General features: G+C 66.3%; 21 protein-coding genes. 6 read left to right on the top strand and 15 right to left on the bottom strand.

The features are described from left to right. Positions 1 to 4: 4 nt before the first annotated feature. The 3 genes from AC1ME3_RS05535 to AC1ME3_RS05525 are packed head-to-tail and all read right to left on the bottom strand — an operon-like array spanning position 5 to position 5,991. A complete protein-coding gene (locus AC1ME3_RS05535) occupies positions 5 to 1,552 on the bottom strand; it encodes an efflux transporter outer membrane subunit (RefSeq protein ID WP_480955183.1) in 1,548 nt (515 codons plus the stop codon). A 5-nt stretch (positions 1,553 to 1,557) separates the two neighbouring features. Next, on the bottom strand, positions 1,558 to 4,767 hold the full coding sequence (locus AC1ME3_RS05530) for an efflux RND transporter permease subunit (RefSeq protein ID WP_480955182.1): 3,210 nt from the start codon (positions 4,765 to 4,767) through the stop codon (positions 1,558 to 1,560). A gap of 6 nt (positions 4,768 to 4,773) precedes the next feature. Next, on the bottom strand, positions 4,774 to 5,991 hold the full coding sequence (locus AC1ME3_RS05525; protein ID WP_480955181.1) for an efflux RND transporter periplasmic adaptor subunit: 1,218 nt from the start codon (positions 5,989 to 5,991) through the stop codon (positions 4,774 to 4,776). Between the two features lie 213 nt (positions 5,992 to 6,204). On the opposite strand from AC1ME3_RS05525, the gene AC1ME3_RS05520 reads away from it, so the two are divergent. Continuing rightward, on the top strand, positions 6,205 to 6,696 hold the full coding sequence (locus AC1ME3_RS05520) for a TetR family transcriptional regulator (RefSeq protein ID WP_243650215.1): 492 nt from the start codon (positions 6,205 to 6,207) through the stop codon (positions 6,694 to 6,696). A 212-nt stretch (positions 6,697 to 6,908) separates the two neighbouring features. On the opposite strand, the gene AC1ME3_RS05515 is transcribed toward AC1ME3_RS05520, so the two are convergent. The 8 genes from AC1ME3_RS05515 to AC1ME3_RS05480 form a co-directional block, all read right to left on the bottom strand. Continuing rightward, the gene (locus tag AC1ME3_RS05515; protein WP_480955180.1) at positions 6,909 to 7,940 is read right to left on the bottom strand and encodes a sensor histidine kinase; all 1,032 of its coding nucleotides are present in this window, start codon (positions 7,938 to 7,940) and stop codon (positions 6,909 to 6,911) included. After that, positions 7,937 to 8,377, bottom strand: a complete 441-nt coding sequence (locus AC1ME3_RS05510) for a response regulator (RefSeq protein WP_056053360.1) — start codon at positions 8,375 to 8,377, stop codon at positions 7,937 to 7,939. The genes AC1ME3_RS05515 and AC1ME3_RS05510 overlap by 4 nt, the downstream gene beginning before the upstream one ends. Then, the gene (locus AC1ME3_RS05505; protein ID WP_480955179.1) at positions 8,374 to 9,864 is read right to left on the bottom strand and encodes a sensor histidine kinase; all 1,491 of its coding nucleotides are present in this window, start codon (positions 9,862 to 9,864) and stop codon (positions 8,374 to 8,376) included. The genes AC1ME3_RS05510 and AC1ME3_RS05505 overlap by 4 nt, the downstream gene beginning before the upstream one ends. Positions 9,865 to 9,953: 89 nt before the next feature. After that, positions 9,954 to 10,733 carry an exonuclease domain-containing protein gene (locus AC1ME3_RS05500; protein ID WP_056066586.1) on the bottom strand — a complete coding sequence of 260 codons (780 nt, stop codon included), beginning with the start codon at positions 10,731 to 10,733 and terminating at the stop codon, positions 9,954 to 9,956. Between the two features lie 27 nt (positions 10,734 to 10,760). Beyond that, positions 10,761 to 11,210, bottom strand: a complete 450-nt coding sequence (locus AC1ME3_RS05495) for a PH domain-containing protein (protein ID WP_480955178.1) — start codon at positions 11,208 to 11,210, stop codon at positions 10,761 to 10,763. A gap of 362 nt (positions 11,211 to 11,572) precedes the next feature. Beyond that, positions 11,573 to 12,949 (bottom strand): phosphoglucomutase/phosphomannomutase PgmG, encoded by a 1,377-nt coding sequence (pgmG, locus tag AC1ME3_RS05490; protein WP_480955177.1) that lies wholly within the window; start codon positions 12,947 to 12,949, stop codon positions 11,573 to 11,575. A 110-nt stretch (positions 12,950 to 13,059) separates the two neighbouring features. After that, the gene (locus tag AC1ME3_RS05485; RefSeq protein WP_107964210.1) at positions 13,060 to 13,314 is read right to left on the bottom strand and encodes a DnaJ domain-containing protein; all 255 of its coding nucleotides are present in this window, start codon (positions 13,312 to 13,314) and stop codon (positions 13,060 to 13,062) included. Next, the gene (locus tag AC1ME3_RS05480) at positions 13,311 to 14,150 is read right to left on the bottom strand and encodes a division plane positioning ATPase MipZ (RefSeq protein ID WP_480955176.1); all 840 of its coding nucleotides are present in this window, start codon (positions 14,148 to 14,150) and stop codon (positions 13,311 to 13,313) included. Before AC1ME3_RS05480 ends, AC1ME3_RS05485 begins: the two co-directional genes overlap by 4 nt. A 75-nt stretch (positions 14,151 to 14,225) precedes the next feature. Between AC1ME3_RS05480 and panC the strand changes: the two genes are divergently transcribed. Further along, entirely contained in the window at positions 14,226 to 15,065 is an 840-nt protein-coding gene (gene panC, locus AC1ME3_RS05475) for a pantoate--beta-alanine ligase (RefSeq protein WP_480955175.1), read from the top strand. A 78-nt stretch (positions 15,066 to 15,143) separates the two neighbouring features. Further along, positions 15,144 to 15,440 (top strand): hypothetical protein, encoded by a 297-nt coding sequence (locus AC1ME3_RS05470; protein ID WP_480955174.1) that lies wholly within the window; start codon positions 15,144 to 15,146, stop codon positions 15,438 to 15,440. Positions 15,441 to 15,583: 143 nt separating this feature from the next. On the opposite strand, the gene topA is transcribed toward AC1ME3_RS05470, so the two are convergent. Then, positions 15,584 to 18,202 carry a type I DNA topoisomerase gene (topA, locus tag AC1ME3_RS05465; protein ID WP_480955173.1) on the bottom strand — a complete coding sequence of 873 codons (2,619 nt, stop codon included), beginning with the start codon at positions 18,200 to 18,202 and terminating at the stop codon, positions 15,584 to 15,586. A 353-nt stretch (positions 18,203 to 18,555) separates the two neighbouring features. Between topA and AC1ME3_RS05460 the strand changes: the two genes are divergently transcribed. Next, positions 18,556 to 19,014: a GNAT family N-acetyltransferase gene (locus tag AC1ME3_RS05460; protein WP_480955172.1), complete on the top strand. Its 459-nt coding sequence runs from the start codon at positions 18,556 to 18,558 to the stop codon at positions 19,012 to 19,014. 158 nt (positions 19,015 to 19,172) lie between these two features. On the opposite strand, the gene AC1ME3_RS05455 is transcribed toward AC1ME3_RS05460, so the two are convergent. Further along, positions 19,173 to 19,400 (bottom strand): hypothetical protein, encoded by a 228-nt coding sequence (locus AC1ME3_RS05455; protein ID WP_480955171.1) that lies wholly within the window; start codon positions 19,398 to 19,400, stop codon positions 19,173 to 19,175. 161 nt (positions 19,401 to 19,561) lie between these two features. Between AC1ME3_RS05455 and AC1ME3_RS05450 the strand changes: the two genes are divergently transcribed. Beyond that, positions 19,562 to 19,816: a hypothetical protein gene (locus tag AC1ME3_RS05450; protein ID WP_480955170.1), complete on the top strand. Its 255-nt coding sequence runs from the start codon at positions 19,562 to 19,564 to the stop codon at positions 19,814 to 19,816. A gap of 149 nt (positions 19,817 to 19,965) precedes the next feature. Beyond that, positions 19,966 to 20,232 (top strand): hypothetical protein, encoded by a 267-nt coding sequence (locus AC1ME3_RS05445; RefSeq protein WP_480955169.1) that lies wholly within the window; start codon positions 19,966 to 19,968, stop codon positions 20,230 to 20,232. A gap of 191 nt (positions 20,233 to 20,423) precedes the next feature. On the opposite strand, the gene AC1ME3_RS05440 is transcribed toward AC1ME3_RS05445, so the two are convergent. Continuing rightward, complete coding sequence (locus AC1ME3_RS05440; protein ID WP_480955168.1) at positions 20,424 to 22,085, bottom strand: uroporphyrinogen-III synthase; 1,662 nt, start codon at positions 22,083 to 22,085, stop codon at positions 20,424 to 20,426. Next, the gene (hemC, locus tag AC1ME3_RS05435; RefSeq protein ID WP_480955167.1) at positions 22,082 to 22,987 is read right to left on the bottom strand and encodes a hydroxymethylbilane synthase; all 906 of its coding nucleotides are present in this window, start codon (positions 22,985 to 22,987) and stop codon (positions 22,082 to 22,084) included. The genes AC1ME3_RS05440 and hemC overlap by 4 nt, the downstream gene beginning before the upstream one ends. Positions 22,988 to 23,011: the final 24 nt, after the last annotated feature.

Raw genomic sequence — 23,011 nt, 5'->3', positions numbered from 1 at the left:
GCGTTTACTTTAGGCCACCACCTAGCGAGCGATAGAGTTCGACCGCGTTGCTGTCGCGGACGAGGCGCGTCGCCAGCAGGCTCTGCTGGGCCGTGTAGAGCGCGCGTTGCGAATCGAGCGTGTTGAGGAACGGGTCGATACCGGCGCGGAAGCGGAGCTGCGATAGGTTGTACGCGCCGGCCGCGTTGTCGCGCAGCGACGTCTGCGCCTCCAACTGGCTGTTGATCGTGCCGCGACGTGCCAGCGCGTCGGCGACTTCGCGGAAGCCGGTCTGGATGCTCTTCTCGTACGTGGCCAGCATCGCGTCGCGCGTCGCCTTGGCGTATTGCAGGTTGCCCTTGTTGCGACCGAAATCGAAGATCGGCTGCGTGATCGACGGCGCGACCGACCATTGCTGGCTGCCGCTGCCGAACAGGTTGGACAGGCCAAGGCTGAGCGTGCCGAATGCCGCGGTCAGCGAAATGTTCGGGAAGAACGCCGCGCGCGCCGCGCCGATATTCGCGTTGGCGGCGATCAAATTGTGCTCGGCCGCGGCGACGTCCGGACGGCGCAACAGCACCTCCGACGACAGGTTGGCAGGCAGATTCTCCAGCGTCGGCGTCTTGTCCGGCATCCGGGCGGGCAGCAGATCCTGCGTCACGGTCGTCCCGGCGAGCAGGTTCAGCGCGTTCTGGTCCTGCGCGATCAGCGTGGTCGCGTCGGCAATGTCCGAGCGCGCCTGATCATAGGTGGTGCGCGCCTGACGCACTTCGAGCTCGGACGCGATGCCGATCCGGAAGCGATCCTGCGTGAGCTTCAGCGTCTGGCCGAACGCACGCTCGGTATCCTGCGCGATCTTGAGGCGGTCCTGGTCCGCGGCCATCGTCAGCCACGCGGTCGCGGTCTCCGAGATGAGCGACACCTGGGCTGCGTTGCGGTTTTCCTCCGCTGCGAAATACGCTTCCTGCTGCGCCTGCGTCAGGTTGCGGATGCGGCCGAAGAGATCGATTTCCCATGCCGAGATGCCGACATTGGCCGAATAGATGTCGGCGCGCCCGCTGCCGGTGACAGCCGTGCCAGCGCCGCCGGTACCGCCACCGGTGCCGCCACCCGTTCCGGTACCGCCACCGACGCCGCCCGTGCCACCGCCCGTGCCACCACCAGTGCCGCCGCCGACACCGCCTACGCCGCCGCCAACCGCGCCGAACGGCGACTTCTGGTAGGTCGCACTGCCGGTTGCGCCGATCGTCGGGAACAGGTCCGCGCGCTGCACGCGGTATTGCGCGCGCGCCTGTGCGACGTTGGCGACCGCGATGCGGACGTCGCGGTTATTGTCGAGCGCGAGGCGGATCACGCCGCGCAGGCGGTCATCCGTGAAGAACGCTTCCCATGCGGTGTCCGCCGGCACGATCGCGTTCGCGGCGTTGCCGGCCGAATAGGCTGGCCCGGTCGGTCCGCTCGGCGCGACGGGAAGCTCCGGGCGGACGTATTTGGGGGCGAGGTTGCACCCGGCGAGCGTGAGCCCGGCGGCGAACGTGAGCGCCGTGCGGCTGGAGATCTTGGTCGAGAACATCTGGATCAGGCCTCCTGCGGCCGCTGGTCGTGGGGCGGATGGCCGCCGTCACGGTTGTCGTCACGGTTGCCGTCGTGGTCGGGCACCTGGTCGCGGTCCTGCCCCGAGCCGGCCTTGTCCTGCTTAAAGACACGCTTCACGAGCAGGAAGAACAGCGGCACGAAGAAGATCGCGAGGACAGTCGCGGACAGCATGCCGCCGACCACCGCCCAGCCGATCGCGTTCTGGCCGCCGGCGCCGGCACCGCTCGACAAGGCGAGCGGCAACACGCCGAAGATGAACGCGAACGACGTCATCAGGATCGGGCGAAGGCGAAGCTTGGCCGCCTCGACCGCGGCATCGGCCGCGTTCATCCCGTCGCCCATCTTCTCCTCGGCGAACTCCACGATCAGGATCGCGTTCTTCGCCGCCACGCCGATCGTCGTGATCAGCCCGACCTGGAGGTAGATGTCGTTGTTCAGCCCGAAGATCATCGCCGCGCCGACCGCGCCGAGGACGCCGAGTGGCACCACCAGCAGGACGGCGATCGGGATCGACCAGCTCTCGTACAGCGCCGCGAGGCAGAGGAACACGATCAGCAGCGACAGCGCATAGACCGTGGTCGACTGGCCGCCCGACAGGTTTTCCTCGTAGCTGAGGCCGGTCCATTCATAGCCGATGCCGGGGGGCAGCTTGGCCGCCATCTCCTCCATCGCCTTGATCGCGGTGCCGCTGCTGACGCCCGGCGCCGGCGAACCCATGATCTCGAACGAGGCTACGCCGTTGTATCGTTCGAGTCGTGATGGCCCGTAGTTCCAGCTCGTCGTCGAGAAGGACGAGAATGGCGCCATCGCGTTGCTAGTCGTGCCGCGGACGTAGAAGTTGCCGAGATCGGCGGGCGAGGTGCGGAACGGTGCGTCGGCCTGCACGAACACCTTCTTCACGCGACCGCGGTCGATGAAGTCGTTGATGTACGCGCCACCGAACGCGGTGCTGACGGTGGTGTTGATGTCCTGCTGGCTGAGGCCGAGTGCCCCCGCCTGCGCCTGGTCGACGTTCAGTTTCAGCTGCGGCGCATCCTCAAGCCCGTTCGGGCGGACCTGCATCAGGCGCTTGTCCTGGCTGGCCATGCCGAGCAGCATGTTGCGCGCCTCGAGCAGCTTCTCGTGACCGACGCCGGCATTGTCCTTCAGCATGAAGTCGAAGCCGTTGGCGTTGCCGAGTTCCTGCACGGCGGGCGGCACGAAGCCGATCACCATGCCGGCGCGGATCCCGGCGAGCGCCTGGTTGGCGCGTGCCGCGACCGCGGCGACGCTGTTCTCCGCGCCGCTACGATCTTCCCAGGGCTTCAGCTGGATGAAGGCGATGCCGACATTCTGGCCCTGGCCGACGAAGCCGAAGCCGCTGATCGTGAAGATACCCGCGGTATTGGCCTTCTCGTCGATCATGAAGTGATCGCGGACCTTGTCCATCGTCCGGGCGGTCTCCTCCATCGGCGTACCCGACGGCATCGACACCTGCGCGAACATCACGCCCTGATCTTCCTCGGGAAGGAAGCCCGACGGCAGGCGGACGAAGATGAAGGCCATCGCGACGACGATCACGGCATAGACCAGCATCGTGCGGACCCAGCCCTTCTCGACGCGGCGCAAGCCGTTGCCATATTTGCCGACACCCTTGTCGAAGGTGCGGTTGAACCAGCCGAAGAAGCCCTTCTTCTCGCCATGCCCTTCCTTGGCAGGCTTGAGGATCGTTGCGCAGAGTGCGGGCGTCAGGATCAACGCGACCAGCACCGAGAGCGCCATCGACGACACGATGGTGATCGAGAACTGACGGAAGATCACGCCGGTCGAGCCGCTGAAGAACGCCATCGGCAGGAACACCGCCGACAGCACCAGGCCGATACCGACCAGCGCGCCGCTGATCTCGTCCATCGACTTCTTGGCGGCTTCCTTCGGACTGAGCCCTTCCTCTTGGATGAGGCGCTCGACGTTCTCGACGACGACGATCGCGTCATCGACGAGCAGGCCGATCGCCAGCACCATGCCGAACAAGGTCAGCGTGTTGATCGTGAACCCCGCGACCTGAAGCACGGCAAGCGAGCCGAGCAACACGACAGGGACCGCGATCGTCGGGATCAGCGTGGCGCGGAAATTCTGGAGGAACAGGAACATCACGAGGAAGACGAGGACGATCGCCTCGATCAGCGTGTGGATGACCTGCTCGACCGACAGCCGCACGAACGTTGAGTTGTCGATCGGGAACGCGACCTTGACGTCGGGCGGGAACTGCTTGGCGATCCGGTTGACCTCGGCCTTGACCAGCTTGACGGTATCGAGCGCGTTCGCACCTGGTGCCAGCTTCACGCCGAAGCCTGCTGCCTGCTTGCCGTTATAGCGTGCCTGGAAGCTGTAGTTCTCCGAGCCCATCTCGACGCGGGCGACGTCCGACAGGCGCACGGTCGCGCCGCTGGTCGCCGAGCGGACGATGATCGCGCGGAACTGTTCCGGCGTCTGGAGGCGCGACTGTGCGGTCACGGTGGCGTTGAGCGACTGACCCTTCACGGCGGGCAGACTGCCGACCTGACCGGCCGAGACCTGTGCGTTCTGCGCAGTCAGCGCCGACGTGATGTCGGTGACGGTGACGCCGAGGTTCGACATCTTGAACGGGTCGACCCAGATCCGCATCGAATATTGCGCGCCGAACACCTGCGTATCGCCGACGCCCTTGATGCGGCTGAGCGGATCCTGGAGCTTCGAGGCGATCATGTCGCCGAGATCGACCTGGTCGTGGTCGCCATTTTCCGAATAGGCGGCGATGATGAGCAGGAAGTTGGCGGTCGCCTTGGTCACGCGCAGCCCGGCCTGCTGCACTTCCTGCGGCAGGAGCGGCGTCGCCTGTTGCAGCTTGTTCTGCACCTGGACCTGCGCGATGTCGGGATCCGTCCCCTGCTCGAAGGTGAGCGTGATCGCGAGGTTGCCCGAGCCGTCCGACGTCGAGGCGAAGTAGCGAAGGTTGTCGATGCCCTTCATCTGCTGCTCGATGATCTGCGTCGTTGTGTTCTCAAGCGTCTGTGCGTCGGCGCCCGGATAGGACGTCGCGACTGTCACCTTGGGAGCGGCGATCTCAGGGAACTGCGCGATCGGCAGCGACCGGATCGCGAGGATGCCGGCCAGCATCAGGATGATGGCGATGACCCACGCGAAGATGGGTCGATCGATGAAATAGCGTGACATGGGCGGTTACTTCCCGGCCTGCGCGGAACTGTTGCTGGTCGCACCGGACGCGTCGCCGCCTCCGGGCGCCGCGCCAGGTGCACCGGCGGGCTTGGCGACCTGCTGCGGAGCGGCCGGCTTGACGGTTGAGCCGGGACGCAGGTTGAGCAGACCTTCGACGATCAGCTTGTCGCCGGGCTTCAGGCCGCTGGTCACGATCCACTTGTCGCCGATCACGCGATCGGTGGTGACATTACGCTGCTCGACCTTGTTCTGCGCGTTGACGACCAGGGCGGTCGCACCGCCGCGCGGATCGCGCGTGATGCCGGCGGTGGGCGCCATGATCGCCTGGCGACGCGTTCCCTCGACCAGCTTGGCACGGACATACATGCCCGGCAGCAAGAGGCCATTGGGGTTGGGGAAGCTCGCGCGCAGCGTCACCGCGCCGGTGGTCTGGTCGACCGTGACTTCGGCGAACTGCAGGCGACCCTCAATCGGATAGGTCGTGCCGTTCGGCAGGATCAGCTGGACGCGCGCGCTGCCGTCGCCGCGGGTCACGCCGCCGCTCGCCATCGCCTGCTTCAGATCGAGCAGCTGCGCCGCCGACTGGACGACGTCGACATAGACGATGTTGGTGCGCTGGATCGTCGCGAGCGGATCGGTCTGGCCGGTCTGGACCAGCGCGCCGACGGTCACGAGCGACCGACCGATGCGGCCCGAGATCGGTGCCTTGATCCGCGTGAAGCCGAGGTTGACGCGCGCCGACTGGACCGCTGCCTGCTGCGCTGCAACATTGGCGCGAGCCTGTTGTGCGGAAGCGTTTGCGTTGTCCGCTTCCTGCTTGCTGACCGCGTTCAGCTGGACGAGCTGGCCGTAGCGCTGCGCCTGCAGGCGGGTCGCGTTGATCTGCGACTGGGCGGCGCCAAGCTGGCCCTGCGCGCTGGCGAGCGCCGCGCGGTAGGGCGCGTCCTCGATCGCGTAGAGGACCTGGCCCTTGCTGACCATCGCACCCTCGGTGAAGAGGCGATCGCGGACCACGCCGCTGACCTGCGGACGGACCTCCGAGGTCTCCACCGCGGCGATACGGCCGGGAAGCTCGGAGGTAAGGACGACCGCTTCCTCGCCGACGGTGACGACGCCGACGGTCGGTGTGGGCGGAGGCGGCGGAGCCTGCTCCTTGCCGCAAGCCGACAGCAGGGCGAGCGCGAAGAGCGCCACCGATCCCTTGAGGTTCAATTGCTGCATGTTAAGCATCCCGACGTCCGTGCAGATTAGGTTCACCGGAATGAACGTTCATTCCGCTTGCTTGCCCGCTAGGATTGTGCGAGCGGCCGGTCAACCTAAAAACGCGTCGGGAACATGGTTTTGAGTGCAGTGCAGCATGAAATGGGAAGTCGGGAGCGTATCGTCTCGTCGGCCCGTCATCTGTTTGCGACACAAGGGTTTCACCAGACCCCCATGTCGGAACTGGCGGTGGCGGCGGGTGTGTCCGTCGGCCAGATCTATCGCCTGTTCACCGGCAAGAACGCGGTGATCCAGGCGATCGTGATGGAGGATGCGGCGGCCAAGATGGGCGAGCTGCAGACGATGAACGACTCGGTCAAGTCGGAGCGATTCTCGATCGAGGAAGGGTTCGTCGAGCTGGCGCGGCGTGCTTTGTCGAAGGGTGACGAGGCGCTGTCGTTCGAGATCATGGCGGAGGCGCATCGCAACGCCGATGTCGCCGACACGATCGCCGACCTATGCCGCGATTTCCGGCGAATGATCCGCGAACTCGCCTGCGTCGCCAATCCGGACTTGCAGGAGAACGAACTGGAGGGCGCGGAGGAACTGATCCTCGCCTTCATGTTCGGATTGGGCCACCGGACCCTGTCGCGGCCGCGTTTGTCGGAGGACGAGACGGCGCGGTTGACCGGGCGGATGATTCTGGCTGCGGTGCGCGCGCTCTAAAATCCCGTAGAAAATCCCGTTCGTGCTGAGTAGCGACCGAGTAGCTTCGCAGAAGCGTATCGAGGGCGCGTATCGAAGCATGGGTTCCGCGCGCCAACCTGTCCTTCGATACGCCCTCTCGATACGCGGCTATGCCGCTACTCGATGGCTACTCAGGACGAACGGTGGAGGGCTCGACAGACGAATCATTCCGTCGTTGTAGCCGGCGCGTCTTACCGTACCGCGGCGCGGAGGGTGGCGCGGACGCCGGTGTGGGTCGGGTCGTATTCGACGATCGACTGCAGGCTCTGCGCCATCGCGCGGATGAGCTTCGTGCCGAGACCGGTGCCGCGCGGGACGGCGTCTTCGGGGATGCCACAGCCATCGTCCTCGACCGCGAGCAGGAACACGTCGTCGTCGATCCGGCGCAGTGCCACGCGGACTTCCCCGCCGCTGTTGGGATAGGCGTATTTGCACGCGTTGGTGACGAGTTCGGTAACGATCACGCCGAGCGACACCGCGCGGTCGGTAGGCAGGCGGATCGGTTCGGCGGCGAGGCTCAAGGCGCGGGGGAGCGCCTCGGTCGACCAGGTCTCGGCGAGTTCGTCGACCAGCGCGCCGAGATATTCCTGCATGTCGACGCTGTCGACGTCGTTACTGGTGTAGAGCCGGCGGTGGACCTGCGCGATCGCCTGGATCCGGCGTTGCGTATCCTCAAGAGCTTCTCGCGCGGAGGGGTCGGTCAGCGCGGTTGCCTGGAGGCGGACCATTGCGGAAACGAGTTGCAGCGAGTTGGCGACGCGGTGGTTGACCTCGCCGAGCAACGCCTCGAGCCGCGCGTTGCTGGCGCGCAGGTCTGCCTCGGCGGCAGCTTTTTCGTGCTCCAGCAACGCCCGTGCGCGCACCTGTTCGAAGGAGGCGGCGAGCAGGTCGAAGAAGTCCTCGCCGATCGTCTTCACGACGTAATCGGCGGCACCGGCCTTCAGCGCGGCGACCGCGATGCGGCCTTCCTCGGAGCCGGTGACGTATACCACGGGGGGCGGATCGGGCAGGCGGCGGAGTGCTTCGAGGGTTTCGAGGCCGTCCATGCCGGGCATGTAATGATCGACCGCGATCAGGTCGAAGCGTTCTGCGGCGGCCTTCACGACGCCCTCCGCCCCCGTCTCGGCAACGGTCATCCGGTAGCCGCGGCGTTCGAGCGCACGCGCCGCCAGCCGCCGTATGCCGGCGTCGTCGTCGATGTAGAGGACGCGCGTTTCGCTCACTCGGCTTCGGGGACCTGGATCACCGACAGGAACAGCCCGAGCTGGCGGATTGCCTGCGCGAAGCTCTCATAGTTGACGGGCTTGGTGATGTAGACGTTGCAGCCGAGATCGTAGCAGCGCTCGATCTCGACCTTGTCGTCGGTGGTGGTGAGCACGACGACCGGCGTGCGCTTGAGCGGGCTGCCCTCCGCCTTGATCCGGGCGAGGATGTCGGTGCCGCTCATGTCGGGCAGGTTCAAGTCGAGCAGGATCATCGCCGGGCCGCTCTTTGCAGGGCCGTCGGCGGCGTTGAACAGGAAGTCGAGCGCGGTGGTGCCGTCGGTGAAGTGGCGGATATCGTTCAGGATCCCGGCGCGGCGGATGTTCTTCTCGATGAGGCGGGCATGGCCCTCGTCATCCTCGATCATCACGATACCGACGGTCTTGTGATCGTTCATGCTGCGTCCTGGATGGTCATGTGGGTCGGCAGGTTGAGCCGGAAGGTCGCGCCGTCGCCGAGTGTCGATTGCACGTCGATCGTGCCGCCCAGACGATAGGCGAGTGCGCGGACATGCGCGAGTCCGATGCCTTCGCCCGGCTGGTCCTGCGCGCCCGAGCGGCGGAACAGGTCGAACACGCGCTGGTGATCGCGCGGATCGATGCCGCGGCCGTTGTCGATCACCGACAGGATGACGCGGCCGCGTTCGGTATGGCCCTTGACCGTGATCTCGCCGGGGCGGCCGGGTTTCAGGTATTTGGTCGCGTTCTCGATCAGGTTCGACAGGATCTGTTCGAGCGCGAGGCGATCGGTGACGATCGTGGGCATGGGCCGCTCGACGCGGACCACGGCGCCGCGATCGTCGACGATGTGTTGCATCGCACCGACGATCGTGTCGACCAGTTGCGCGGGGTCGATATGCTCGGGGGTGATCGTGCGGCGACCTTCGCGCGCGAGCTTGAGGATGGCGTTGATCAGCCGGTCCATCTTCTGCGTCGAGGTGCGGATGAAGCCGATCGCCTCGGGCAAATCTTCGCGCGCCGCCAGACGCGCGTCTTCCGTCAGGATGTGCGGCGCTTCGGCCTCGGCGCGGTCGACCAGCTCGGCGAGCGGCCCGGCGGCGGTGGCGAGTTCGGCGGTGAAGCCCATCACGTTGACGAGCGGCGAGCGCAGATCGTGGCTGACGATATAGGCGAAGCGCTGGATTTCCTCGTTCGCGCGGCTGAGGTCGGCGGTGCGTTCCGCGACCTGTTCCTCGAGCGTCTCGTTGAGGGTGCGCAGGCTGTCGCGCGAGGCGGCGAGGTCGGCGGTGTAGCGGCGGATCAGCAGGACCGCGAGGATCGCGACGACCAACAGCAGCGCCGCGGCGAGCCCTGCGACCGAGAGGAACAGCGCACTGGTGCGTTCCTGCCGCTCGGTGCGGATCGCGAGCAGACGGACCTCGCCGGCGGCCATCGCCTGGGTGCGGTAGCGGATGCCACGCATCAGCGGCACGCTGGCATCGACCGCGAACCGGCGCTGCGCTTCGGCGATCCGACCCGCGGCGACCAGGGTCATCGATTGCGTCCGGAGCGCGCGCAACTGGACGAAGCGCGGCTCGATCAGGTCGAGGCGGGCACCTTGCCGCGGATTGTCGCGGGTCAGATGGCGCAGCTTGCGGATCGACGGGACGAGGTTGCCCGCAGTCCGCGCATAGGCGGTGGCGAACAGCGGTTTGCCGGCCAGGATGTAGCCGCGCCGCGCCGTCTCGGATTGCTCCATCTGGATCTGGAGCGTGGCGATCGCCTGGCGGACGTCCTGCGTATGGAGGATCTCGGCGGTATAGGTGCGGTTGCGGACGGTGATCCAGCCGATTGCGATCGCCGCAGCGGCCAGCGCGATAAAGCCGAGAGTCATGAACGCGACCAGCCAGCGTGCGACTCGCCCTTCCGAAGAGGGCAGTTTCAAGCGTACGCGCACCATAGGACGGACGGTGTAGGCTGGCAGATGTCGTTACGCCAGCGATACTGCCGCGTCCGCCAGCGCAACGATATTGATTAGAGCAGCAGATCCTGCGCGCTGGCCTTGCCGACGCGGCCGCCACCGCTGCGCCGGTCCATCTCGTGGTTGGCGGTGAAACGGATGTCGGGATCGCGGTCGGTCATGAACGCCATCAGCGTCTCATGATCGAGTTCGGACCATTCCTTGCCGCGGTCAGGGCCGTAGCGGACGCGCGGGATGAGGCCGGGGTCGCGCGACCATTCGAGTAGCTGCGCAAGGCTTGCCTCGTTGAGCATGTCGCGCAAGTGGAACGCGGTGACGTAGGCGTCGGGGAACGCGCGGTGTGCGGGGAGTCCGCGCTCATGCTCCATGCCGTGCGGTTTGCGCCAATAGCGCAGTACCTGGTTCGAGAAGCTCGGTGAGTCGGGCCAGAGCCTCAGCGCACATTTCCACGTGCAGATCCACTCGGCGTCGCGGGTGAGCGCTGGGGTGCAGAATTTCTGCTCGAAATCGGCGCGGTGCGCGGCGAGCGCGAGCCGGCGCGGCCACGGGTCGAGCACCTGGCGGGCGCAATCATGCCAATACGGCGCGTCGGCGACATGCTCGTCGAGGATGTGGTGGATCGCCTGAGTCACCGGCGGGATCAGCCGACCGGGATTGACGAGCAGGCTGCCGCCTTCGCCGTAGATCTCCCAGCGGCCATCCTCGCCGAGCGCGACGTCCTGCCAGCCGATCTCGCACACGCCGTGCGCGGGCGGGGCCGAACCGGTCGTCTCGAGGTCGACGACCCGGATCATCTGGGGTTGCGGTTTGGGCTTGGGGTAGGGGGGCGCCATGCCCGCCATGTGGGGACAAAAGCGCGCTTAATCCAGCGCGTATGCGTCATCCACGTCGAGTTCTCGGACGCCGCGGCGCTGGCGGGCGCGGTCGACGAGCTTGCGCAGGCCTTCGCGACGGTCGCGTGCCATCGGGATATCGCGGAGCGTGAACTCCCCGCCGCTCGTCGTGCGGTCGCTGGAGGTCAGGATGATCGTGCCGATGTCGGTCATCTGGTTGAGCAGCGAATAGCCGAGCCGGACGTCCTTGATCCGGTACAGCTCGATCTCGTCGATCGTCTTGAACAGGATGCCGCGCTTGATGATCAGCCGCTGGTCGGTGATCTCGTAGCTGGCGCTGCGGTTCTTGAGCCAGCGGACGCCGATGATGACGAAGCCCACGCCGGCGAGGCAGATGAGCAGCGTGCCCCAACCGGCAAAGCTGCCGAGCAGCCAGCGCCGCGTGCTGGAGCGGAATTCGTCGACTGGGCGCTCCACTGGGGGACTCCTTGGGGTGGTGGCGGGACGGTAGGCGAGGGGAATGGCGTGTCAATCATGTGTGGCTGCCATCCAACCACCACCGTCATCCCCGCGAAGGCGGGAATTCATATTCTCCGAACGGTTGCAAACCCTTGGGAGGCCAGTCAGTCTGGGTTCCCGCCTCCGCGGGAATGACGGGGGAGGGGGCGGCACCTCACGGGCTACAGTGAGTTCCTCGTCTAGTTCTGCGAGCGCCCCCTCTACCTAAACCACCCCGGCGGAGGCCGGGGCCCAGTTGGGGGACGTTGCTAACGGAGCGCTGCGCTTCGTTACATCCACCTTTCCAATTGGGCCCCGGCCTTCGCCGGGGTGGTGGCTTATTATGGCTGTCCGGCGCGGATCACGCCACTCGCCGCGAGGTGCGCGTCGACTTTCCCGAGCAAGGCATCAAGGGCCGCATGGTCCTTTGCCTCCGCCCGTACCGTCAGCATCGCTTGAGTGTTCGAGGCTCGCAGCAGCCACCACCCTTCGGCGGTGGTCACCCGCGCGCCATCGGTGAGGTCCATATCCGCACCCTCCGACTTCAGCCGCGCAATCACCTCGTCCACCACCACGAACTTGCGCACATCCTCGACCGGAAACCGCAGGTCGGGCGTCGCCACCAGCGCCGGCATCGCGTCGCGCAACTCGGTCAGCGACCGCCCCGACAGATGCACCGCGCGGATCAGCCGCACCGCCGCATAGTGCGCGTCGTCGAAGCCGTAATATTCGCCCGCGAAGAACAGATGCCCGCTCAACTCTCCCCCGATCGGCGCGCCGGTGCGCGTCATCGCGGTCTTCATCAGGCTGTGGCCTGTGGCGGCCATCACCGGCTCGCCGCCCAACTGGGTGATTCGATCGAACAACGCTTGCGACGACTTCACGTCGGCGACGATCGGCGCGCCGGGGTGTTCGCGCAGGGCAGGCTCGACCAATATGGAGAGAATCTGGTCGCCCCAGATCACGCGTCCCAGTCCGTCGACCGCACCGATCCGGTCGCCATCGCCGTCGAAGGCCAGTCCGAAATCGAGGTTCTTCTCCGCGACCAGACGCTTGAGATCGGCGAGGTTCGCCTCTTCGGTAGGATCGGGATGATGGTTGGGAAAATTGCCGTCGACATCGGCGAAGATCACATGATGCTCACCCGGCAGCAATTGCACGAGCTTCTCGATCACCGGGCCGGCGGCGCCGTTGCCCGTGTCCCAGCCGATCCGGTACGCGCCGCCCGCATAGCCAGCCATCAGCCGCCCGACATAGGCGTCGAGCACGTCCGCAGTCGTGACTTCGCCCTCGCCTTCGCTCCAGGCGCCGGACGCCGCGAGCGCGGCCAAGTCCTGAATGTCGTCGCCGAAGAATGGCGCGTGGGCGTGCACCATCTTGAAGCCGTTATATTCGGGGGGATTGTGGCTGCCGGTTACCTGGATGCCGCCGTCCACTTCTAGCGTCGCTTCGGCGTAATAGAGCATCGGCGAGGTACTGAGGCCGATCCGGACGACGTCTACACCGCCTGCGGTCAGGCCGGCGACGAGCGCGGCTTCGAGGTCTGGCGAGGAGTTGCGGCCGTCATAGCCGACCGCGACGCGCGTTCCTCCGGCGGCGCGGATGCGGGTGGCGAAGCCTCGGCCGATCGCCACGGCGTCGGCGGGGCCGAGCGCTTTGCCGACGATCCCGCGGATGTCGTATTCGCGGAGCGAGGTCGGGTCGAACTGGTGAGTCATGAGCCTCTCGACGATTATATCTCACTGCGGTTCCCCCGCGAAAGCGGGGCCCAGGAGCCAAGAGCGATGGCGTTTGTAACGCTGGACTCCTGCGTTCGCAGGAGAACGGTTTAGCGGGCGCGCTTTAGGAGGAGGTCGCGCGCTGCGTTCACCCGGCGGGTCAGGTCGGTCGAGCCACCGCGATCCGGGTGGACCGAAGCGATCAGGCGGCGGTGCGCGCTGCGGATCGCGTCGGCGTTCGCGTTGCTGTCGATGCCGAGGATCGAGCGGGCCTCGGCTTCATCCGTGACCACGCGCTGTTTTGGCTTCGGGCGGAGGTAATGCCATGCCAGCCAGATGAAGACTGCGGCGACGATCCACTTCACGCAGCGACGTCCGGCGCTTGCTCGACAACTTCGGGCAACTGCAACGCCGCCATCATCTCGCGCAGTTCCTGGCGCGCCGCGACATGGCCGAGGCCCATGCTGCCGAACGCCTTCGAATCGATCATCGTCAGCCCGGCGGGGAACATCTCGCGGTAGATCACGCGCTCGCCAAGCCCCGGGATGATCCGGAAGCCGACGCGCTTCGCCAGTTGCGCAAGCGCGTCCGACACGCGGCGCATGTTGCGCGCCTCGATGTGCTGGAGGCGGTTGCGCAGCACGACCCAGTCGATCGTCGTGCCATCGGCGCGTGCGCGCTGTTTCCGCGCATCCCAGATCAGTTCGGAATAAAAGCTCGGGCGAGTCACCTGATACGTCTCGGGATCGACCTGGCCGATCAGGTCGAAGTCGACGAAGCTGTCGTTCATCGGCGTGACCAGCGTGTTCGCCAGCGCGGCGGCGGTGCGCGCGAACGGATCGTCGCGGCCCGGCGTGTCGACGACGAGGAAGTCCGAGCGTTCGCTGAGCGAGTGCCAGAGATCCTCGAACTGGTCCTCGCTCTGGTCCGACAGCGTCGCGTGGCGCGGCATCGGCAACACCGAGCCGTTGCGCTTCATCGTCTCGGCGCGGTTGTCGAGATAGCGGCCGACGGTGCGCTGGCGGTGATCCAGATCGAGACACGCGACGCGCGCACCCTTGGCGGCGAGCGCGATCGCGACGTGCACCGCGGTCGTCGACTTGCCGGTGCCGCCCTTCTCGTTGGCGAACACGATGACGTGCGTCGATACCGACGGGGCAACGTGCGTCGAAGCTTGGGGTGTATCCGGGCCCGTGGCCAACGCGCGTTTCCTTATTGATCGTAACAGTCACCCTTCATAGAAGCCGCGACCGCACTTATCGAGTAGGAGTTTCACGTGGACACCGTCCGGGACCTTAATGCGTTGCGCGAAAGCGTCGCCGCCTTCCGTGCGGCGGGGCAGCGCGTCGCGCTCGTCCCGACGATGGGCGCGCTGCACGCGGGCCATGTCGCGCTGATCGAGGCGGCGAAGCGGCCGGGGACCAAGGTCGTCGCGTCGATCTTCGTCAACCCGACGCAGTTCGGCCCGAACGAGGACCTGTCGCGGTATCCGCGGCGCGAGATGGCCGATATCCGGATGCTCAACGAAGCCGGGTGCGACCTGCTCTGGCTGCCGTCGGTCGAGACGATGTATCCCGACGGGTTCGCGACGTCGGTGCGCGTCTCGGGTGTCAGCGACGGGTTCGACGGCGCCTCGCGGCCCGGCCATTTCGACGGCGTCGCGACGGTCGTGTCGAAGCTGTTCAACCAAGTCGGGCCCGACGCGGCGTATTTCGGCGAGAAGGATTACCAGCAGCTCGCGGTCGTCCGGCGGTTCGTGGCGGATCTCGATTTCGCGATCGATATCGTCGGGGTGCCGACGCAGCGCGACGACGACGGCCTGGCGATGTCGTCGCGCAACATCTATCTCGACGACGAGCAGCGCAAGCAGGCGGTCGCCTTGCCGCGAGCCTTGGGTGTCGCCGCGCGGGCGATCGCGAAGGGCGAGGACGTGGAGTCCGTGCTCGACGATGCGCGGACGGCGTTGGTCGGGGCGGGGTTCACGATCGATTACGTCGCGCTGGCGGATGCCGAGACGCTGGCGGAGACCCCTGCGGCGGATCGCCCGCGGCGGTTGCTGGCGGCGGCGCGGATGGGCGCGACGCGGTTGATCGACAATATCGCGATAGATTTGTAAAAAACGAGCGTTAACCCATTAACCATTTCGTAGTCGGAATCGCCGCAGTCTGTCCTCAAGAACATTGGGGGCAAGACCATGGGCAGCAGTTTCAAGAACGCCAATATCGGAATCGAACGTCGTCTGGCGGATGCCGCGCGCGGCGACGACCGCGCGTGTTACGAACTGGGGATGGTGTATTCGACGGGGACGGCGGGTGTCGTCCTCGACCTGATCGAGGCGCACAAGTGGTTCAACCTGGCGGCGGTGTCGGGGAACATCGCCGCGCAGGAATGCCGGGCTGAGATCGCCGAGGACATGACGGCTCGGGAAATTTCTGTGGCGCAGCGTGCGGCGCGGGATTGGATGCAGTTGACGCAGCGGCGGGCCGCTTGAGCTAGTCTCTCGATCCTCCCCCGTCAGGGGGAGGTGGCTGGCACTTGCCAGACGGAGGGGGAGGTAAGGAAAAGCTCTGTTCCGTGTCCTCCCCCTCCGTCACTTTCGGTGCCACCTCCCCCTGGCGGGGGAGGATCGAGAGGTCAGGCTTCCGCTTTCTTCTTCGGGGCGGCTTTCTTGGCGGGGGCCTTTTTAGCCGCGGGCTTCTTCGCTGGAGCCTTCGCCTCAGCCTCGTCCTTGGCCACTGCCGTCTTGGCCGGTGCCTTCTTCGCCGCCGGCTTCTTGGCGGGCGCTTTCTTCTTCTTCGTGGCAGGTGCCGCGGCGGCGCGTGCGTCGATCAAGGACGCCGCTTCCTCGAGCGTCAGCTGGTCCTTCTCAATCGACTTGGGCAGCGTCGCGTTGGTCGTGCCGTCGGTGACGTAGGCGCCGTAGCGGCCCTCCATCAGCTTGATCTCTGCCTCGGTGCGCGGATGGTTGCCGAGGATCTTGAGCGGTGCCTGCGCCCCACGCGCGGTGCGACCGCCGCCGGCCGCGGCTTCGGCAAGCTTCACGACTGCCGCATTCATGCCCGTCTCGAACACGTCCGCCGTCGTCTGGAGCCGCGCGTACTTGCCCGCGTGCTTCAGATACGGCCCGAACTTACCGATCGTCGAGATGATCGGTTCGCCGGTTTCGGGGTGGTTGCCGACCGTCCGCGGGAGCGACAGCAGTTTGACCGCCCACTCCAAATTGAGCTCGCCGATGTCCTTCGGGATCGAGGCCATCTTGCGGTCTTCGCCTTCGCCGATCTGCAGATACGGGCCGAAGCGTCCCGACTTGCGCTCGATCGGCTGCCCCGTGTCCGGATGCGTGCCGAGCGTCGACGGGCCTGCGTCCGCCTCGGCATCGCCACCGGGCTGTGCGAAACGACGCGTATATTTGCACTCAGGGTAGTTCGAGCAGGCGATAAACGCGCCGAACTTGCCGCCGCGAAGCGCCAGCTGGCCCTCGCCGCAGTTCGGGCAAAGCCGCGGATCGCCGCCGTCGGCCTTGGCGGGGAACAGATACGGCGCGAGGAAGGTGTCGAGCTCGGCGGTGATCGCCGAGGGCTGCTGCTCCATCACCTCGTTGGTGCGCGGCTTGAAATCGCGCCAGAACGCGTCGAGCACCGACTGCCACTGCGCGCGGCCGCCGGAGACGTCGTCGAGCTCTTCCTCCAGTTCGGCGGTGTAGTCGTAGCCGACGTATTTCTCGAAGAAGCGTTCGAGGAATGCCGTCACCAGACGGCCGGATTCTTCGGCGAAGAAGCGGTTCTTCTCGATCCGGACATAGGCGCGATCCTTCAGCGTCTTGATGATCGACGCGTAGGTGGACGGCCGGCCGATGCCGAGCTCCTCCATCCGCTTGACCAGCGAGGCTTCGGAAAAGCGCGGCGGCGGCTGGGTGAAGTGCTGCTCGGCGTCGACCTTCTTCTTGGCGGGCGCATCGCCTTCGCGCATCCGCGGCAGGCGGCGGGCGTCCTCGTCGGCCGAGTCATCCGACCCTTCCTCGTACAGCGCGAGGTAGCCGGGGAAGAGCACCACCTGGCCGGTGGCGCGCAGGATGTTTCGACCGGTGCCGTCGGCCATCTCGACCGTGGTGCGCTCCATCCGCGCCGACGCCATCTGGCTCGCCAGCGCGCGCTTGAAGATCAGGTCGTAGAGGCGTGCGTGATCGCCGCCGCCGGCCTTGTCCTTGCCGAAATCGGTCGGGCGGATCGCCTCATGCGCTTCCTGCGCGTTCTTCGCCTTCGACTGATATTGGCGCGGCTTGTCGGGGACATAGCTCGCGTCGAAGCGGTTCGCGACGGCGAGGCGCGCGGCGCTGATCGCGCTGCTGTCCATCTGCACGCCGTCGGTACGCATATAGGTGATCGCGCCGTCCTCGTAGAGACCCTGCGCGATCCGCATCGTGTGATCGGCGGAGAAACCTAGCTTGCGCGACGCCTCCTGCTGGAGCGTCGAGGTGGTGAACGGCGGCGGCGGGTTGCGACCGGCGGGCTTGGTCTCGACCGACTGGACGGAGAAATTGCCGTCGAGCACTGCCTGCTTGGCGCGCAGGGCATCGCCTTCGTTGCCGATCGAGAGGCGGTCGAGCTTGTTGCCCTCGAACTGCGTCAGCCGCGAGGTGAAGGCGGTGCCGTCATGCTCCATCTCGGCCGTGACCGACCAGTATTCCTGCGGCTTGAAGACGTCGATCTCGCGCTCGCGCTGGACGATCAGGCGCAGCGAGACGGACTGGACGCGACCGGCGGACTTGGCGCCCGGCAGCTTGCGCCACAGCACCGGCGAGAGCGTGAAGCCGACGAGATAATCGAGCGCGCGCCGCGCGCGGTACGCGTCGATCAGGTCGTCGTCCAACTCGCGCGGGTTCTTCATCGCCTCGGTGACGGTGGCCTTGGTGATCGCGTTGAAGGTGACGCGCTCGACCTCTTTCGGCAGTGCCTTCCGCGCCCGCAGCACTTCGCGGACGTGCCACGAGATCGCCTCGCCCTCGCGATCCGGATCGGTCGCGAGGATCAGGCGGTCGGCGACCTTGGCGAGATCGGTGATCGCCTTCAGCTGCTTTGACTTGTCCGCGTAATTCTCCCACGTCATCGCGAACGCATCGTCGGGATCGACCGAACCGTCCTTGGGCGGCAAATCGCGGACATGGCCGTAGCTGGCCAGGACGCGGTAATCGCTGCCCAGATACTTCTCGATGGTTTTGGCCTTGGCAGGCGATTCGACGATGACAAGCTGCATGGGGAAACCGGGGTCCTTACGTGTACGCGTACGAGGGTGGGGACGAAGGGGCGGTGCCGTCAACCCGGGGTGGGGCCGGAGTGAAGTATAGGAAGTGCAGACGCTGACGTCCGTTTTCCAGAGGAGGATGCCTAGAGCAACGTTTTTGCAGTTCGGTGAAATGCGGGCGGCAGCGTGCGCGAACGACGTCCTCTTGGTTGGTAGCGAATGCCGTGGACCACAATCCGCCAGTAGGACAGCGGTAGGTCGGACGGGAAGGGAAGCCGGCGCGGATTGAGAAACGGCAGAGACTTGATGATCGGCTCCGGTGTCGGCATTCGGATTACGAAACGATCGGTAAGGCGGGGAGCGCGATGTTCGATATTCGCGAGGATGACCTGTCTGGCGATCAGACCCGATCCTTGTTGGCGCTGCATCTCGCGGGCATGCACGCCGCTTCGCCCCCCGGCAACGTCTTCGCGCTCGATGTGTCGGGATTGCAGGTTCCAGAGATAACGGTCTGGACGGCGTGGTGCGACGGCCGCGTGGCCAGCGTCGGCGCGATCAAGCTGCTCGCCGACGGTACTGCCGAGGTGAAATCGATGCGCACGCACCCCGATTTCACGCGCAAGGGCGCTGCCGCAGCGATCCTCGACACGATCATGGCGTTCGCCCGAAAGCGCGGCATAACGCGGCTAAGCCTCGAAACCGGGAGCGGCCCAGCGTTCGAGCCAGCCCTCGCCCTGTATCGCCACCGCGGTTTCGTGAGCGGCGCAGCGTTCGGCGACTATGAGGCAACCGCGTTCAACCAGTTCTTCCACCTCGAAATGTAGAGTCCGCGTGACGGGCCTTCCCGGGCAAGCACGGTGTGCTTGGTATCTGGTCATACCGGCGACTCTGGCAGCGAACGTCGAGCAAAAGCGGCCTGTCTGCTTACGCCCAATCTAAGCCGCTCACGGCTTCGACCGCGCTCCCGATAGCTGCCGGTCGTTCAGCTATGCCGCTTTGCGATGCCAAGAAGGAACAACAGGGCGGGGGTGAAGAAGATCGGGAATGGTAACCAGTCTGCGGTGCGATAGCCCAGACCATCTAACACCGCTTGACCCACCAAGATCGCCGCGACCGTAGGGAGAATGACGGCTGCCAATACTCCGAAGCCTTTCCAGTGACACGGCATGTAGCTCGACGCCACTTTTTCGAACCAGACTTCGCGCTGCAAAGGTCACCTCGTAATGTCCGCTTCCAGTAGATTAGCGCCTAAAGCGGTCAGGCTGCAAACCTCCCATTCCAGCCATTCCGATAACGCCCACTTCCGGTCACAGTAGGGTGGATCGATGCTCCCCGATTGCGGACATCCCCTCGCGCATGCAAAGTGAGCGGATGAGCAAACTTTACCCTGCCCGTCGCGTGGCCCAGTGGTGGGTTGGTATCGGCCTAATCGCGGTCGTCGCCTCGATCGCAATAGATATTGCGCACTTCGGATTCGGCGTTGAGGTTTTCGACAGCGATACTCGCGAGCCTGCAACATCAGCGAGCATCGTGTCGGGCACGGCGTTTATTGGCCTGATCGGGGCGGTGTTCGCATCCGCTGGATCCCTGTTGCTTAGAGCAGCCAATCGCCACAACGGCAGCTAATCGGATCACCTTCCCCAAAGCGGACCGTCGCATAACCTGCCGAAAACAACTTATAGCCGCCTTTCCGCTTTCGCCAATCCCAGAATATTCGGGGCTGTATTGAGGCTTCTCCATTGCAGACTTGATTGATGCCATGCAGGATCTATTTTATGAAGGCACCAGAGTTCCCAAGACGGCATCCTTATTTGTTTCAGGTCGTTGCAACCGCAGTGGTCGCAGCAGCATTTGTTTTGGCGACTGACGCTGTCGGTTACAGGGGAATGGCTAACGCCATCAGTATTTTCCTCCCGCCGATCGCAATTGCGGTGCTGTTGAACCGAAGCTGTGATAGGCGCATTTTCATGATTATGGCCTTGGTTAGCGTGTCGCTGCTCACCAGTATCGTCGTGGGGGTCAACTTTACCAGCTATCGCTGAGCGACGGCAATGGCGCCTCAGGCCGATAAGCGGACCGTCCGCTTTCCTTCCCATTCCGGCCATTCCGCGTCGCCCACGTTCAGCCGTTCAAGGCCGTATTCGGTCGCACTGATCGCGGACATTCGCCCAGAGGCTCATGCGGTCAATAAACACGCTCTGGATTGGCAAAATCGTATCCGCGGCGCCTCTGGTCAGACGCCCGTCGCGTCCGGCGTTTCCTCAATCGTGGGGGCTGCCGGTTCGGGCGTGGGCATTACAACCGGTGCCGGCTGGGGCTGGCCCGGTTGGCCGATGAGTGCGGTGTTCTCGATCACGTCGAGCGCCTGGCGGGCGACGACGTAGCGCCGGGCGGCGTCTATCCAGTTGCCGGCTTGCGCCGCGCCGGGCAGGCGGGCGACTTCGGCGCGGGCCGCCTCGACCTGGCCCGCGCCGAGCAGTCGGCGCGCGCGTGCGAGGCGGTCGGCGGGCATCGGCGAGGGCGTGCCAGCCTTGCGCAAGACCACCAGTGAATCGATCTGATGCTGGATCGTGTCGAGCCAGTTTTCGCCGGTCGAACTCGTGAGATCGGGCGCGATCGCGTCGAGGCCCTGGCGCAAATCCTCGAGCGTCACCGGCTGGCGCGCAGACTGGATCAGCAGCATGGTCGCACGCGGCTGGGCCTGGCCGAACCGCAGGCGCAATTGCTCCTCCAGATAGCCAAGGCCGACCCCGCGATCGAGCGCACGGCGCGCGGCGAACGCCACCAGCAGGCCTTCCGCCCGCGTGGCTTGCCCACCGGCAGCGGCCGCGTCGGTGGTAATCGCTGCGGTGCGCGCCTCGAGCGCGGTCAGCTGGCCCGCCAGCGTCGCCTCGCGGGTTGCCAGCACGGCCGTGTCGACCGGCGCGGCCGCCTGCGGCTGGCCATCCGGACCGAGCGGTTGCGACGGGATATACCCGGAATTGCTCGCGCCGGCTTTCTGGCCCGCGACGGGGGCGCCAGCGGTGGTCGACGCCGTGGCGCCGAACCAGGGCAGCTTCCTTGCGGCATAGGCCATCAGCGCCAGTCCGGCGATGAACGCAAGCGCGGTGAGGGCGATGATGACGCCCATTCTGGGTCCGCGTGCCCGTGGGCGATCGGTCGGCACGTAGTCGCTCATGGCGTGCTTATCCCCGCCATCCACCGGATGGTCAATCGCGCGTATGTTCGCACGTGCAGCAGCCAGCGCGACGAGCGCCGGATCGCTCGGTTGCGGGGCGATCGAGACGGTCGCCCAGCCGGTTCCGGCGGCTTCGGCGACGGCGGCGCTGATCGCGGCAATCTCGATACCGGACCGGTTAATGTCCGCCGTATCGAGCATAGCCTTCAACCGGGCCGCGGCGCGTTCGGAGTGCAGCAGCACTACGGTATCGGCGAACGACTGCGCCGCCGTAGCGTCGATCGGGAGGTCATCGCTCGCGTAGACCGTGACCGCCTCGACCCCGTCGCCGGTCGGGGCACGATCGCGCCCGGCAAGGTGGAGCAGTCGCGCAAAGCCGCGATCGCGTGCTTCGGAAACGGCATCGCGCGCATCGCCCGACCCGGTCACCGCGACCGCAAAACCCGCGTCGGTCGCCGCCGCCGCCGTCGCAGCGCCGACCGCGACCACCGGCAGGCGCTTTAACGCGTCCAGTCCCGCACCGCCGTGCCGCACTGCGTTCGCGCTGGTCAGCAACAGCCCGTCGAACCCTGCAGGATCCGGCACGCTCCAGTCGACCGGAGCTACGGCGAACAGCGGAACCTGCCGTACGTCTAGCCCGAGCGCCCGCAGCGCCGCCGCGGTCCGCGCATTGCCGGGCTCCGGCCGCACGACGACGACCGCGTAAGGCGAGGTCATGCCGCGAACAGCCGGCGGACGCTGGCCGGCGCGCGGGTGAGAAGATCGACCGCCAGCATCGTGCCCAGGTCTTCGTCAGCGCCGCCCTCGATCGATCCGGCGACGTCGCAAGTCCCGTCCTCGGCGATCAGCTCGGCGCGCAACGTCAGCGTCTCGCCTGCCAGCGACGCGAGCGCCGCGACCGGCGAGTGGCAGTCCGCGCCGAGCCGCGCCAGCAACGCCCGCTCGGTCAGCACGCACAGGCTGGTGTCGGCATGGTCGATCGCGGCGACGATCGCATGCGCGGCACTGCCGTCGAGGACCTCGATCCCGACCGCGCCCTGCGCGGGTGCGGGCAGCATGATATCGGTCGGGATCGCATGGCCGTCGTCGCGCCCGAGGCGATCGAGCCCGGCGGCGGCGAGCAGCGTGGCGTCCATCTCGCCGCTCGCCACCCGGCCGAGCCGCGTATCGACGTTGCCGCGGATCAGCACGATCTCCAGGTCGGGCCGCAGCCGCAGCAACTGCGCACGGCGTCGCGGTGAACTCGTCCCGACGACGGCGCCCGGGCGGAGGTCGGCGAAGATCTCCGCACCGATCAGCCGGTCTCGCACGTCGGCGCGCGGCAGCATCGCGGCGATCCGAAGCGTGCGCGGCCGGATCGTCTCGACGTCCTTCATCGAATGCACCGCGCAGTCGATGTCGCCGTCGTGCAGCGCGCGATCGAGCTCCCTGGTCCACAGCGCCTTGCCGCCGATCTCGGCGAGCGCGCGATCCTGCACGCGGTCGCCGGTGGTGCGGATCACGACCGTCTCGACCTTGTCGGGTGACCAGCCATGCGCCGCGCACAGGGCATCGCGGACCAGGCCTGCCTGGGTGAGCGCCAGCGGCGAACCGCGCGTACCGAGCCGAAAAACTGTCATCGTGCGTGCCATGCAGAAAGGGGC

This window comes from Sphingomonas sp. BL2 (assembly GCF_056680015.1).
Note: the sequence above shows the minus strand (reverse complement) of the source record. Positions and strands in the feature narration are given on the sequence as shown.

Excerpts from the sequence above, each read along its gene's own strand:
- topA (WP_480955173.1), bottom strand. The coding sequence starts at position 18,202 with ATGCAGCTTGTCATCGTCGAATCGCCTGCCAAGGCCAAAACCATCGAG.
- AC1ME3_RS05525 (WP_480955181.1), bottom strand. The coding sequence starts at position 5,991 with ATGCAGCAATTGAACCTCAAGGGATCGGTGGCGCTCTTCGCGCTCGCC.
- AC1ME3_RS05510 (WP_056053360.1), bottom strand. The coding sequence starts at position 8,377 with ATGAACGATCACAAGACCGTCGGTATCGTGATGATCGAGGATGACGAG.
- AC1ME3_RS05470 (WP_480955174.1), top strand. The coding sequence starts at position 15,144 with ATGGGCAGCAGTTTCAAGAACGCCAATATCGGAATCGAACGTCGTCTG.
- AC1ME3_RS05450 (WP_480955170.1), top strand. The coding sequence starts at position 19,562 with ATGAGCAAACTTTACCCTGCCCGTCGCGTGGCCCAGTGGTGGGTTGGT.
- AC1ME3_RS05500 (WP_056066586.1), bottom strand. The coding sequence starts at position 10,733 with ATGGCGCCCCCCTACCCCAAGCCCAAACCGCAACCCCAGATGATCCGG.
- AC1ME3_RS05535 (WP_480955183.1), bottom strand. The coding sequence starts at position 1,552 with ATGTTCTCGACCAAGATCTCCAGCCGCACGGCGCTCACGTTCGCCGCC.
- hemC (WP_480955167.1), bottom strand. The coding sequence starts at position 22,987 with ATGACAGTTTTTCGGCTCGGTACGCGCGGTTCGCCGCTGGCGCTCACC.
- AC1ME3_RS05520 (WP_243650215.1), top strand. The coding sequence starts at position 6,205 with ATGTCGGAACTGGCGGTGGCGGCGGGTGTGTCCGTCGGCCAGATCTAT.
- AC1ME3_RS05445 (WP_480955169.1), top strand. The coding sequence starts at position 19,966 with ATGAAGGCACCAGAGTTCCCAAGACGGCATCCTTATTTGTTTCAGGTC.
- pgmG (WP_480955177.1), bottom strand. The coding sequence starts at position 12,949 with ATGACTCACCAGTTCGACCCGACCTCGCTCCGCGAATACGACATCCGC.
- AC1ME3_RS05440 (WP_480955168.1), bottom strand. The coding sequence starts at position 22,085 with ATGACCTCGCCTTACGCGGTCGTCGTCGTGCGGCCGGAGCCCGGCAAT.
- AC1ME3_RS05530 (WP_480955182.1), bottom strand. The coding sequence starts at position 4,767 with ATGTCACGCTATTTCATCGATCGACCCATCTTCGCGTGGGTCATCGCC.
- AC1ME3_RS05460 (WP_480955172.1), top strand. The coding sequence starts at position 18,556 with ATGTTCGATATTCGCGAGGATGACCTGTCTGGCGATCAGACCCGATCC.